Source organism: Planococcus liqunii (assembly GCF_030413595.1).
Taxonomy (GTDB): domain Bacteria; phylum Bacillota; class Bacilli; order Bacillales_A; family Planococcaceae; genus Planococcus; species Planococcus liqunii.
The window spans coordinates 2,720,830-2,733,975 of sequence record NZ_CP129238.1; the positions used below are offsets into that span (position 1 = coordinate 2,720,830).

The window sequence follows — 13,146 nt, forward strand, 5'->3', positions numbered from 1 at the left end:
TTAAATCAAAAAGGGCTGCTATAAAAGCAGCCCTTCGGGTTTAACGCAATGATTTTGGATTTAAGGCGTCTTTCAAACCTTCACCAATAAAGTTGATGGAAAGGATTGTCAGGGTAATAACTAAAGCTGGCGGCATCCAAATCCATGGTTTGCCTTGCAAAACATCCGGCTCATTGGCAGAAGACAGCATATTGCCCCAGCTTGGCGTCGTTTGGGGAACTCCAAAACCTAAGTAGCTTAAAGCCGATTCCACGACAATCATGCTGGCAAAGATTAAGGTTCCTTGGACAATAATCGTCGACATAACATTCGGCAACAAGTGTTTTCGGATGACTTTCCACGGCGAACAGCCAATCGACAAGGCAGCGAGAATGTATTCGTTCTCTTTTTCTGCCAGCACTTTACTGCGCACCAGCCGTGCCACACCGCCCCAGCTAAGTACCCCAATCACCATGATCAGCACCCAAAGGCCATCTACAATCCCATAGAGAACCGTATTCAATACAATAACGAAGACCAGGAACGGAAAGTTTAAAACGAAGTCAGTAAAGCGCATTAAAATGCTGTCTACTGCCCCGCCAAAAAATCCTGCGATGGATCCGACTACCGTTCCGAGTGTAATAACCATCAACGTCGCACTAAAACCTACTAATAGAGAAACCCGTCCTCCGTAAAACAAACGCGTTAATACATCCCTTCCGCTTTTATCCGTTCCAAGAATATGTTCACCATTTGGCTGAATGTTCATAGAACTGATATTCACTTTTGTAATATCTGGATTCGGCGACAGATAAGGCGCAAGAAACGGTGCCAGTAATGAGATAACAGTTACGATTATGATGAAAACTGTACTCACCATCGCCAATTTATTGCGCAAGAACTTTTTCCGGGCAATCTGCCATGGAGATAAGCTTCTTTCCGGCTTCTTCTGCTGTGTAATAGTGGTTGATGATGCCATATTTGCTCCCCCCTAATCCAAACGGATTCGTGGATCCACGATCCCATAAAGTATGTCTGCTATTAAATTTCCTGCTAATGTTAAAAATGACAAGAGCATCGTTAATGCCATCAAAGTCGGATAATCCTGGTTCGTTACCGAATCGAGGAACAATTGGCCGATTCCCGGATAGGTGAAAATGGTTTCTGTAATAATAGCTCCCCCAATCAATGCAGCAAAATCAAAGCCCAGGAACGTCACCAGTGGAATGATTGAATTCCGTAAAATATGGACGTTGTAAATTTTCTTCATCGGCGTACCTTTTGCCCGGGCTGTCCGCACGAAATCTTTCCGCGAGTTTTCAATGATGTCATTGCGGAGAAACTGCGTATAAGAGGCCGTGCTCATCGCCCCAAGTACAATGGCTGGCAGCAGGACATGATGCAGCCGGCTGAGCCAGTATTCAAGGGTGCCGTCTTCAATCAAAATATCTACAGATCCCCCGAACGGGAACCAGTTTAAATGGAATGAGAAAAAGTAAATCGCAAATACAGCTGCTACAAACGAAGGAATTGCCAGCATCACATAATTGATGCCTGCGATGGCGTTATCACCAATGGTGTACGGATTCCGTCCGGAATACATACCCATGATAAAAGCCAGGATATATGTGATCAATAGCGCCATTACACCAAGAAAGAGGGTGTTTGGAATTTTTTCCATGATGACATCTGCAACCGGCACTTTAAAACGCGTCGATTTGCCGAAGTCCCCTTGCACAAAATCCGTAACCCAATTAAAATACTGCACCGGTAACGGATCGTTATAGCCCAGTTTTTCTCTCATCTCTGCAATATACTCAGGATTCGTATTAAGTGGATCGATTTCACCGCTCAATGAATCGCCTGGCATTAGCTTGGCAAGGGAAAAAACAACAATTGAAATAAGGATGAGCATAGGAATCATTCCAAGCAATCTTCTAAATGTGTATTTCAGCATATATACTCTCCTTGTCCGTGTTAGTCTTAGTTGCGCTCTCCCGCACGGTAAGAGCTGCTTGCCTTCAAGCATTCCTTACCGTGCATAAGAGCATCCATATAATTATTCAACGATGGGCTTTTTCAGCCCATCGTTGAATGTTGAGACTTGCTTGTTATTCTGTTACAAACCATTCAGCTGGGCTGTTTGAGCCGGAGACATCGTATTTCGTCCCGCCGACACGCTTGCTTTCAGCTACGATTTCTTCTAATTCTGCAATATAAAGCATTGGAACTTCTTCGTTTACAATCTTTTGCCATTCGATATACAAATCAGTACGTTTTTGCTGGTCCGTACCGACAATATCAATATTCAAAGCATCATCGAGCAATTTATCCGATTTAGGATTATTGTAGCGAGGGTAGTTCCATAATTGGTTTGCTTTCCAAAGGCCAGATGGATCCGGATCTGTACCAGTTCCCCATCCTCCGAAGAATGTTTCAATAGAAGGATCGTCTTTTTCGATCATTTCATAGTACAAGTTAACTTCGACCATTTCCAATTCTGATTTAATGCCGACTTCTTCCCAATATTGCGTAATCGCTTGTGCACGTGACTCGAACGTCGGGTTTCCTGTTGCATAGTGGGAGAATTTCACAACAAACTCATCGCCGTTCGGATCTTCACGGAAGCCGTCGCCATTTGTATCTTTGTATCCGGCAGCATCCAGCATTTCTTTTGATTTTTCCGGATCGTATTCATACGTGTTCAATTCGCTGTCGTCTGCAGCGTTCCAGTGAGCAGTCGGAACCGGTTTGTTTGCAACTTTCGCGTAGCCGAAGAAGAAAGCATCAACCCATTCCTGGCGGTTGATGGCGTACATCATCGCTTGGCGAAGTTCTTTGCTCTGATATTTTGGAAGTTCTTCAGTGATGGTCTGTTTTTCATTATCGAACTTGCCAAGCTTGAATCCTACATAGTAGTAAGATAGCCCAGGGTACGTAATGATATCTACATTTTCCAAAGGCTCTACTTCAGGGCCTGAAACCGGCTGAAGGCTGATCATATCTACATCGCCGTTTTGCAAAGCGCCAACTACTGAAGAGTTGTCGATTACACGGACTACGATTTTATCCAAGTTCACATCGCCATTCCAGTATTCATCGAAACGTGACATTTCAACAGATTCACCAGGGACGATTTTATCCACTTTGAATGGCCCGATGCCGATTGGCGTTGTACGCACCCATTCAGATGCCGACATCTCAGCAACTGGAACATCTCCAAGTACAGATTCCGGGAGCGGGTAAGACCAAAGGTTTGTTAAATTATTTACTCGAGGCTGGTCAAAAGTGATGTTGATTTCGTAGTCATTCACGACTTCAACCCCGGAAATTGTATCGGCTTCTCCTTTGCGGAAAGCTTCTGCGCCCTCAATTGTCTGGACGTTTGTATAGCGAGGGCCGTCATAGTCAGGGCTCGCGATTGTTTCAAAAGCGAATAACCAGTCATTAACTGTCAGTTCTTCGCCATTATGCCATTTTACGCCTTCTTTGAACTTGAAGTTGAAGACTTTATTGTCTTCTGTTGTCCAAGAAGCTACGTTTGGTTCGGGTTCTAATTTTTCATTGTAGTTAATCAAAGATTCATCAAACAGACCGATAATTTGTGCATCTGTCTCAATGCCGTAAAATGCGTAGTTGAAAAGACCTTCAGGTGGAGTATCAATTCCGTAAACCATCGTACCGCCTTTTTGCGGTTCGCCTTCTGCTGCTGAATCTTTGCCGTCGTCTTTGGATGCATTATCTTTTGACGAGCTGTCTTCCTCTCCCCCACAAGCTGCCAAAAATGCAGCAAGGGCAAGAATCAATGCAAATAGCCAGAATATCTTCCTGTTCTTCATTCATTTTCCCCCTAAATGTTTTTTTGATTTAATACAGCAAACACGCAACATGATGGCCCGGCCGCACTTCTTTTAATGGCGGCTTCTCTTTCGAGCAGATATCCATTGCCATTGGGCAGCGCGTATGGAACGGGCATCCCGACGGCGGATTTTGCGGGCTTGGTACATCGCCCTGCAGCACAATCCGTTCTTTCTTAATCGCCGTATTCGGTTCCGGGATTGCAGAAATCAAAGCCTGTGTGTAGGGATGCAGCGGTTCTCTGTATAAATCTCTATTTGAAGCAAGCTCAACGAGATTGCCCAAATACATCACTCCGATTCGATCGCTCATATGTTTTACCACGCTAAGATCATGCGCAATGAACAAATAAGTTAAATCGAATTCTTTCTGCAAATCTTTCAGCAGGTTCAATACTTGTGATTGGACCGAAACATCCAATGCCGAAACCGGCTCATCGGCCACAATCAATTTTGGGTTTAGCGCGAGTGCTCGGGCAATCCCGATGCGCTGCCGCTGGCCTCCAGAGAATTCATGGGCATATTTGTAATAGGCCTCCTCAGGAAGTCCGACGCGAGTCAGTAAAGACTTAATCTCTTGTTCCAACTGTTCCTTATTGCGCTTTTCGTAATTGAGAATTGGTTCGGCAACTATATCTCCAACCATTTGCATCGGGTTCAATGATGCATAAGGGTCCTGGAAAACCATTTGAAAATCGCGTCGTGCTTTTTGAAGTTTGGATCCCGACACTTTGGTGATATCTTTTCCTTCGAAAAGTATTTTGCCATCGGTAGGCTTTAACAACCGCAGTATGGTACGGCCAGTCGTTGATTTCCCACAGCCGGACTCTCCGACGAGCCCGAGTGTCTCTCCTCTTCGGATGGTGAAAGAAACATCATCCACCGCTTTCACATTGCCAACCACTCGCTTAAAAAAACCGCCGGTCACAGGATAATAGGTTTTAAGATTCTGCACGTCCAGCAGAACTTCCCTGCTTTCCAAGCTATCAATTCTTTCTTGTATGAAATCTCTTGTTGTCATAAAACAGTAGCCCCTTCTTTTTGTGGTTTTTGTCCTTCCGGCCAGCTTTCTTCGTAAAGAAGGCACGCAGCTTCATGGTCTCGTGCCACTGCCCCGAGCTGAGGCGTTACAGTCAAACATTCCGGCATTGCTTTCGGACAACGGTTCGCAAACCGGCAGCCCACTTGAGGCATATTTATAATAGAAGGAACCAATCCATCAATCGTCGCTAATTTCTCTACATCTTCATCCATTTTCGGAATGGCTTTCATTAGTAAGTCTGTATAAGGGTGCTTAGGGTGGTTGAAAAGTTCGTCTACTGACGCCCGTTCTGCAATTTTCCCAGCATACATGACAATGACCTCGTCACAGATTTCCGCAACTACCCCAAGATCGTGTGTAATCAGGATAATGGACATGTCATTGGTTTCCTGAATGCCTTTCAGCAATTCCAGAATCTGCGCCTGCACCGTTACATCGAGCGCAGTAGTCGGCTCATCGGCAATCAGCAATTTGGGCTGGCAGGCAATCGCCATCGCAATCATGACACGCTGCCTCATCCCGCCCGACAATTGGTGGGGGTATTCGTTCACGATTTTATCAGCGCGGGGGATTCCGACACTTTTAAGCAGTGAAACCGAACGGAGGCGTGCTTCTTTTTTCGTGATGTTTTCATGGTTCAATATCACTTCTTCGATTTGGTAACCTATCGTAAAGACGGGATTGAGTGAAGTCATCGGCTCCTGAAAAATCATGGATATATCTTTTCCTCGGAGTTTATTCATTTTCTTATCCGACAGCTTGGATATGTTTTCACCTTCGAATTCAATTTCGCCGCCGCGGATCTTGCCGATTCCCGATGGCAGCAACTGCATGATCGACAGCGACATTACACTTTTTCCACAGCCTGATTCTCCAACAATCCCAATAATTTTCTTGCGGTTTACGTCAAATGAAACGCCTTCTACAGCGTTGTAAAATTCTCCATCAATTTTAAAGCCGGTTTGAAGATTTTTTACTCGAAGAAGGGGTGCCGTCTTATCGGATGAGTATTTAACTGTCATGTCAACACCTCAAAATTCTTTTTTTTCTGTTAATTTGGATTGATTAAAGTTTATTACAAAAACATTACATAATCAATGTATTTTTCAAAATTTTAGTAATCGTTAAACTATTCCGTAAACTTAAATAAGACTGAAAACCTTATGGACTAAGGTTTTGTTAGTATTGTATTTAACTTTATTTTTTTGGATAAATTTCCTTAAATATAAAAAAACCGCCAGGCTTTAGCAGCCTGACGATTAACTTCAAATATTATTCTTTGAATTTCTTTAATACGATGGAGGCATTGTGGCCGCCAAATCCTAATGAGTTGCTCATTGCATAGGTGAAATCACCAAGCCGCGCTTCGTTTGGTACATAATCCAAATCGCATTCCTCATCTGGTGTACTATAGTTGATTGTCGGCGGCATGATGCCTTCCTTCAGAGACAAGGCAGTGAAAATAGCTTCTACGCCACCTGCAGCGCCAAGCAAATGGCCTGTCATTGATTTTGTTGAACTCATGCCCAATTTATAAGCATGTTCCCCGAATACAGTTTTGACTGCCATCGTTTCAAACAAATCGTTGTATGGCGTACTCGTTCCATGGGCATTGATATAGCCAATCGACGTTTTTTCAACGCCGCCGTCAGCCAATGCTTGCTCCATTGCACGGGCCGCGCCTTCTCCTCCTGGAGCTGGAGCGGTAATATGATGGGCGTCGCCTGTAGAACCGTAGCCAACGATCTCTGCATAAATTTTGGCACCGCGTGCTTTAGCATGTTCATACTCTTCCAAGATCACAATCCCGGCGCCTTCCCCAATGACAAATCCGTCACGGTTTTTATCAAATGGACGGGAAGCTGTCGCTGCATCCGGGTTCGTCGTCAATGCCGTATTTGCAGTGAAGCCGGCAACGGACAAGCGTGTGATCGGTGCTTCTGCGCCTCCGGAAATCATTACATCGGCATCACCGCGCTGAATCACTTTAAAGGCATCGCCTATTGAGTTCGTGCCGGAAGCACATGCAGTAACCGAACAGGAGTTGATGGCTTTTGCGCCAAAGTAAATGGAGACTTGGCCCGATGCCATATCCGGAATAATCATTGGCACGAAGAACGGACTTACTCGACGCACGCCGCGATTATTCAATACTTCCAACTGGTTTTCGATTGTTTCCATTCCACCAATTCCTGATCCAATCCAAACGCCTGTCCGAAGAGCCGTTTTTTCATCCAGCTCAAGATTGGCATCTTTCATCGCCATAATGGATGATGCCAATGCGTAATGCGTAAAACGGTCCATTTTTCTGGCTTCTTTTTTCTCGATATAGTCTTCTATGGAAAAGTCTTTAATTTCGGCAGCTACTTTAGCCGGATACTGGTCCGCGTCCAATCTTGTCAGTGGACCAACTCCTGATACGCCATTTTTTACGGATTCCCAAGTTGTCTCTATGTTGTTTCCTAATGGAGTTACAGCACCGACTCCAGTGATTACTACTCGACGATTCGTCATTCTATCTTCTTCCTTTCGATTGTACAATTATTTGCCCCATCTCATTGCTATTGCGCCCCAAGTCAATCCGCCGCCAAAGCCGACCATCACGACGACATCATCTTCTTTGATCCGTCCCTCTTCGACATCTTCGACCAGTGAAATCGGAATAGAAGCTGCAGATGTATTGCCGTATTTATGGATAGTCTTCGACATTTTTTCAATCGGCAGGCCTAAACGTTCTCTTGACGCTTCCATAATCCGGATATTCGCCTGGTGCGGAATCAGGAAGCTTACGTCTTCCTGGCTTAGCCCTGCTTTTTCAATAACATTTGCCGCAGATTCGCCCATTTGGCGAACAGCGAATTTAAACACTTCACGCCCATTCATCACCAAGTATTCATCTTGGTACAAATGTTTTCCGCCAGTGCCGTCCGCTCCCAGCTCAAAGGAAAGGATTCCGCGCCCTTCCGATACTTTCCCGAGAACAGCAGCTCCTGCTCCGTCACCGAAAAGCACAGCCGTGTTGCGGTCTTCCCAGTTAGTGATTTTAGATAATTTTTCTACTCCCACAACGAGAACATATTTATATACATCAGATTCAATAAATTGTTTTGCAGTTACGAGTCCATACATAAATCCTGCACATGCAGCCGAAAGGTCCATTGCAGCAGCATTGACTGCGCCAATTTCCTGTTGGATGGCACATGACATCGAAGGGAACGGCTGGTCCGGTGTGACGGTCGCAACCAGAATCAGACCGATTTCCGCCGGGTCTATTCCAGCATCCTCAATGGCTTTCTTCGCTGCGTCCAACGCCATATGGGAGGTGTCCTGATCATCTTTTGCAATCCGGCGCTCTTCAATCCCGGTCATCGTACGGATCCATTCATCTGAAGTATCCATGCGTTTTTCCAGATCGAAATTCGTTAGCTTATCTTCAGGCAGGCATCTGCCTATGCCGATAATTCCTGCATTCATTATTGGTCCCTCTTTTCAATTAACATCAATTATTAGTACCTGGTAATAATAATACGCCCTTTCATCAATTTTTTCAACTTACTGACATACTTCAGACAAATTATTTTTTTATATGATAAACTTTCTTTCTGTCAGAGAGGCTCTATGATATGATGATAGAAGATATTTCTATGTTGAGGTGAAACTAATGCAATATATTGGAACATTCTTATGGTCATTTTTATTAATTTCTTTGTTGAACTACGTAGTAAGTGCAGTCCAAAACGTACATTTTGATTTTATGCTGGGCGTTTATATTTCTATAGGGGTTTCTGTCCTGATCTTTGTAATTTCTGCAATTATTCCGGATGAGCCTGTAGCTGAAAAGCATTAATCATGAAAAGAAGCGTAATCCGGAATCCGGATTACGCTTCTTTTTTGTTGATAATTAATTTTCCATAGTCCATGCCCAATTGCAGAACGGTATTTGGCGCAAGGTCGCCTTTGATCAATTCCCGTGCGATTTTCGTTTCAATTTCGCGTTGGATAAAGCGTTTCAAAGGACGGGCTCCGAACAGCGGATCCGTTCCCGCTTCAATGATGTACTCGATTACCGAGTCATCTACTTCCAGCCCTAGCTGCTGCTGTTTCATGCGTTTAGCCAATTCAGCCAGCATTTTCTTCGCAATGCCATAAAAGTGGCTGTTATTCAACGCGTGGAAAATGACGATATCGTCAATGCGGTTCAATAACTCCGGTTTGAAATGCTTTCGAAGTTCCGACATCACGACATCTTCAATGTTGTGTTCCGTATCTTCCGCTCCGATATAGGCAGAACCGATATTCGAAGTCATGATAACAACCGTGTTCGAGAAGTTGACAAGCCGTCCCTGGCTGTCTGTAATGCGGCCATCATCCAAAATCTGCAGCAGAATATTTGCGACGTCCGGATGCGCTTTTTCGATTTCGTCCAGCAATACAACAGAGTACGGGTTGCGTCTGACCGCTTCCGTCAACTGGCCGCCTTCTTCATAGCCGACATAGCCCGGAGGTGCGCCGACAAGACGGGAGACGCTATGCTTTTCCATATACTCCGACATGTCAATCCGGATAAAATGGTCTTCCGAATCAAACAGGTTCGCTGCCAGCGATTTCGCCAGTTCCGTTTTCCCGACTCCCGTAGGGCCAAGGAAGATAAATGAACCGATTGGCTTCTGTTCATCTTTGATGCCGGCGCGTGCACGCCATACCGCTTCCGTCACAAGCTCGACTGCCCGGTCTTGGCCGATGACGCGTTCTTTTAAGGTGTCGCCGAGGCGCAGCAATTTCTCGCGTTCGCCTTCCACCAGTTTCGTTACCGGAATCCCTGTCCATCTGGCGACGATTCCGGCGATTTCATCGTCGGTCACTTCTTCCCGCAGTAACCGGGCCGCTCCGTCTTTTTTCAGTTCCCCTTCAAGAGCCGCCAATTCTTTTTCCAATTCCGGAATTTTTCCGTGGCGCAGTACGGCAGCGGCATTCAAATCGTACTTATTTTCCGCGTCTTCCAGCTGTCGACGGTATTGATCCAGCTTCTCGCGTTTTTCCTGGATTTTTTTCAACGATTCTTTTTCTGTTTTCCACTGCTGCTGCATGCCAGAAGATGACTCCTTCAGCTCGGCAATTTCTTTGCGCAATGTTTCAAGGCGCGTAATGCTGGCCGTGTCTTTTTCTTTTTGCAGCGCCTGTTCTTCAATCTCCAATTGCATCAGACGGCGTGTGGTTTCATCCAGTTCCTGCGGCATGGAATCAATTTCCGTCCGGATCATGGCACATGCCTCGTCAATCAAATCGATTGCTTTATCCGGCAAAAACCGTTCCGTAATGTACCGGTCAGACATCGCAGCTGCCGCTACAATTGCCCGGTCATGGATACGCACGGCGTGATGCAATTCAAAACGCTCTTTCAACCCCCGCAAAATTGAAACCGTGTCTTCGACAGAAGGCTCACGCACCATGACCTGCTGGAACCGGCGTTCAAGCGCCGGGTCTTTTTCGATGTGCATGCGGTACTCGTCCAGTGTCGTAGCACCAATGCAGAACAGCTCGCCGCGCGCCAGCATCGGCTTCAGCATATTTCCTGCATCCATGGCGCCTTCCGTGCGGCCCGCTCCCACAATCGTATGGATCTCATCAATGAAAAGAATAATTTCCCCGTTGCTGTCTTTCACTTGTTTCAGGACACTTTTTAAGCGTTCCTCAAATTCTCCCCGGTATTTGGCGCCTGCAATCAGTGAGCTCATATCGAGCTCATAGATCGTCCGGTTTTTCAAACCTTCCGGCACATCATTGCGGACAATCCGCTGTGCCAGCCCTTCGACAATTGCGGTTTTCCCGACACCCGGCTCACCGATCAGCACCGGATTATTTTTGGTTTTACGCGATAAAATGCGGATGACATTGCGTATTTCTTGGTCTCTGCCGATTACAGGATCCATTTTCCCGCTTTTTGCCTGCTCCACCATGTTTCGGCCGTATTGTTCCAACGGCGATTTTTGTTCTTGATTAGCAAATTGAACCATTTTCTTCACTCCTCTAAGAGTTTGACCTTTCTTGACTAATTTGATTATATGCAATTTGAACAAAGATGGCAAATGATATGCTAACAAAAAAACCTTCAGGAAATAGCTTCCTGAAGGTTTTGATTAACGGACGCCGAGCGCCATTTTCGCGTAACGCGACATTTTATCTTTGCCCCATACCGGCTGCCAGACGATTTTTACATCGACTTCGCTTACTTCCGGCAATTCGTACAACGCATGTTTTACCATATCAACGATTTGAGGTCCCATTGGGCATCCCATTGAAGTCAATGTCATCGTGACTACAGTAAAGCCCTCTTCCGACATCTCTACATCGTATACAAGGCCCAGGTTGACAATGTCTACTCCAAGTTCCGGGTCAATGACTTGTTCCAAAGCACCCATGATGCTATCTTTCATATCTTGATCCATTAGAATCCCTCCTTTTTCTGCTCTTCTCATCTTAACAAACTTTGGGCTGAAATGAAATTACCCTGCTTATTCGGCCGTATGTTCGGCCAGCCATCTTGTGGCAGCAAGCATCCCCGGACGGCTTACGGCGTGCCCGGCTTCTTTTTCGCCCATGAAATGAAGATGCTCCGGCACTTCCTCATATTCTTCTTTCAACGCTTTAAAAAAGCTGAACGTCGGGCTATACGGCACCGTTGTATCCTGCTCTCCATGCCAGAAAAAGACAGGGCGTTTATTGAAAATGCCCTTGTTCTTCGTAGCATCAAAGCGTCCAAGTGTAGCAAGCATCTGTTTTCTTTCTTCATCGGTAATCGGAAGTTTGAAGCCTTTCGATTCAAATTGAGCCATTTGTGCTTTTGCCAGCTGAACGTAATTGGGTGCACCCATCATGACGGCTGCAGCTTTGATCCACGAATAAACCGTCAAAGCTCCGAGCGTTGTAATGCCGCCCATCGACGTCCCTCCTATGCCCAGTTCGCCTTTTGCCCATTGTTTTTCGTGAATGGTCTTATGTATGTATGCTAATTCTTCTATAGAAGTTAAAACAACTTCCCAAAAGCGGAGGCTCATCTGTACTTCATCAAGGCCTTCTTCCCGCTCCCCGTGCAAATGTGCATCCGGCAGCAAGACACGCATCCCTTTTTCCACCATTTGATAGGCATAATGCAAGTTATGTTCTTTGGCGCTCATATGTCCATGGAAAAATACCGCTGTAGGCAGACTTTCGTCTTTCTTGCCTTCCGGATATATGTGAAGCAGCGGAATGTTATTCCATTTTTCGTGTTCTACTATCATTTAGTTCACTTCCTTCATACATATCCTACCAATGTTCTCGGAAGTCGGCAAACAATTCGGAGCTCTTCACGCATTTTTTATATAAGGAAACATAGCGAACCCTTCAAGAAATTTTGACGAAACCCTTCTGTTATCGCTACACTAGAGCTAGAGAGAGAAAGGAGACGGAATAAGATGAAACAGCATTTAATCGTTCTTGACTTAGATGGCACATTATTGACCGACCAGAAAGTCATTTCAGAAAAAACTAAGCAAACCTTGAAGCACGCTTTGGAAGCTGGCCATCAAGTAATGATTGCCACTGGGCGCCCTTACCGTTCAAGCGAACCTTATTATAAAGAACTGGGTTTAACTACCCCGATTGTCAATTTCAACGGAGCATTTGTCCACCATCCACTGAACAACAACTGGGGAGTTCACCATACACCGATTTCATTGGATGTGGTTCATGAAGTTGTCGAATCGATGCATGATTTTAATTTCCATAACATCGTTGCAGAAGTGCTTGACGACGTCTACGTCCATCACCACGACGAGAAACTAATGGATATTTTCCGATTCGGCGACCCTTCGATTACAGCGGGTGATTTGCGGAATTACTTGAAAGTGGATCCGACTTCTTTGCTCATTCATGCACCTTATGAAAAGGTTGGCTTGATCCATGACCATCTTAACGAAGTTCATGCCGAAGTGATTGACCATCGCCGCTGGGGAGCTCCTTGGCATGTCATTGAAATTGTCAAAAGCGGCTTGAACAAGGCTGTCGGCCTGGACCGCGTATCCAAATCACTCGGCATCTCCCGCGAGAACATCATCGCTTTTGGAGATGAAGACAACGACTTGGAAATGATTGAATTTGCCGGCGTCGGGGTCGCAATGGGCAATGCGATTGACCCTTTAAAGAGCATCGCGAACGAAATCACATTGACAAACAACGAAGACGGCATTGCCGAATTATTGATTGACCGGTTAAAACTTAAATAGTAAA

The 13,146-nt window shown here is 45.3% G+C and carries 12 protein-coding genes; 2 read left to right on the plus strand and 10 right to left on the minus strand.

The features are described from left to right. Nucleotides 1-40 precede the first annotated feature (40 nt). From opp4C to QWY22_RS13785, 7 genes are all read right to left on the minus strand, one after another. Nucleotides 41-958, minus strand: coding sequence for an oligopeptide ABC transporter permease (gene opp4C, locus QWY22_RS13755; protein ID WP_300981394.1), 918 nt, complete (start codon nucleotides 956-958; stop codon nucleotides 41-43). Between the two features lie 12 nt (nucleotides 959-970). Next, nucleotides 971-1,936 carry an oligopeptide ABC transporter permease gene (opp4B, locus tag QWY22_RS13760; protein ID WP_300981395.1) on the minus strand — a complete coding sequence of 322 codons (966 nt, stop codon included), beginning with the start codon at nucleotides 1,934-1,936 and terminating at the stop codon, nucleotides 971-973. Between the two features lie 154 nt (nucleotides 1,937-2,090). After that, the gene (gene opp4A / locus QWY22_RS13765) at nucleotides 2,091-3,818 is read right to left on the minus strand and encodes an oligopeptide ABC transporter substrate-binding protein (protein ID WP_300981396.1); all 1,728 of its coding nucleotides are present in this window, start codon (nucleotides 3,816-3,818) and stop codon (nucleotides 2,091-2,093) included. Between the two features lie 28 nt (nucleotides 3,819-3,846). Beyond that, complete coding sequence (locus QWY22_RS13770; RefSeq protein WP_300981397.1) at nucleotides 3,847-4,857, minus strand: ABC transporter ATP-binding protein; 1,011 nt, start codon at nucleotides 4,855-4,857, stop codon at nucleotides 3,847-3,849. Continuing rightward, nucleotides 4,854-5,900 carry an ABC transporter ATP-binding protein gene (locus QWY22_RS13775; RefSeq protein WP_300981398.1) on the minus strand — a complete coding sequence of 349 codons (1,047 nt, stop codon included), beginning with the start codon at nucleotides 5,898-5,900 and terminating at the stop codon, nucleotides 4,854-4,856. Before QWY22_RS13775 ends, QWY22_RS13770 begins: the two co-directional genes overlap by 4 nt. A 250-nt stretch (nucleotides 5,901-6,150) precedes the next feature. Further along, on the minus strand, nucleotides 6,151-7,392 hold the full coding sequence (gene fabF, locus QWY22_RS13780) for a beta-ketoacyl-ACP synthase II (protein WP_300981399.1): 1,242 nt from the start codon (nucleotides 7,390-7,392) through the stop codon (nucleotides 6,151-6,153). A gap of 27 nt (nucleotides 7,393-7,419) precedes the next feature. Beyond that, nucleotides 7,420-8,352: a beta-ketoacyl-ACP synthase III gene (locus tag QWY22_RS13785; protein WP_300981400.1), complete on the minus strand. Its 933-nt coding sequence runs from the start codon at nucleotides 8,350-8,352 to the stop codon at nucleotides 7,420-7,422. Between the two features lie 187 nt (nucleotides 8,353-8,539). On the opposite strand from QWY22_RS13785, the gene QWY22_RS13790 reads away from it, so the two are divergent. After that, nucleotides 8,540-8,725, plus strand: a complete 186-nt coding sequence (locus tag QWY22_RS13790) for a DUF2929 family protein (protein WP_300981401.1) — start codon at nucleotides 8,540-8,542, stop codon at nucleotides 8,723-8,725. Nucleotides 8,726-8,756: 31 nt separating this feature from the next. Here QWY22_RS13790 and QWY22_RS13795 read toward each other — a convergent pair whose 3' ends face one another. The 3 genes from QWY22_RS13795 to QWY22_RS13805 all read right to left on the minus strand — a co-directional run bounded on the left by QWY22_RS13795 (nucleotide 8,757) and on the right by QWY22_RS13805 (nucleotide 12,158). After that, nucleotides 8,757-10,892 carry an ATP-dependent Clp protease ATP-binding subunit gene (locus QWY22_RS13795; protein ID WP_300981402.1) on the minus strand — a complete coding sequence of 712 codons (2,136 nt, stop codon included), beginning with the start codon at nucleotides 10,890-10,892 and terminating at the stop codon, nucleotides 8,757-8,759. 123 nt (nucleotides 10,893-11,015) lie between these two features. After that, nucleotides 11,016-11,324 carry a metal-sulfur cluster assembly factor gene (locus QWY22_RS13800; protein WP_036804315.1) on the minus strand — a complete coding sequence of 103 codons (309 nt, stop codon included), beginning with the start codon at nucleotides 11,322-11,324 and terminating at the stop codon, nucleotides 11,016-11,018. 66 nt (nucleotides 11,325-11,390) lie between these two features. Then, the gene (locus tag QWY22_RS13805) at nucleotides 11,391-12,158 is read right to left on the minus strand and encodes a prolyl oligopeptidase family serine peptidase (RefSeq protein WP_300981403.1); all 768 of its coding nucleotides are present in this window, start codon (nucleotides 12,156-12,158) and stop codon (nucleotides 11,391-11,393) included. Between the two features lie 174 nt (nucleotides 12,159-12,332). On the opposite strand from QWY22_RS13805, the gene QWY22_RS13810 reads away from it, so the two are divergent. Then, nucleotides 12,333-13,142, plus strand: coding sequence for a Cof-type HAD-IIB family hydrolase (locus QWY22_RS13810; RefSeq protein ID WP_300981404.1), 810 nt, complete (start codon nucleotides 12,333-12,335; stop codon nucleotides 13,140-13,142). Nucleotides 13,143-13,146 lie beyond the last annotated feature (4 nt).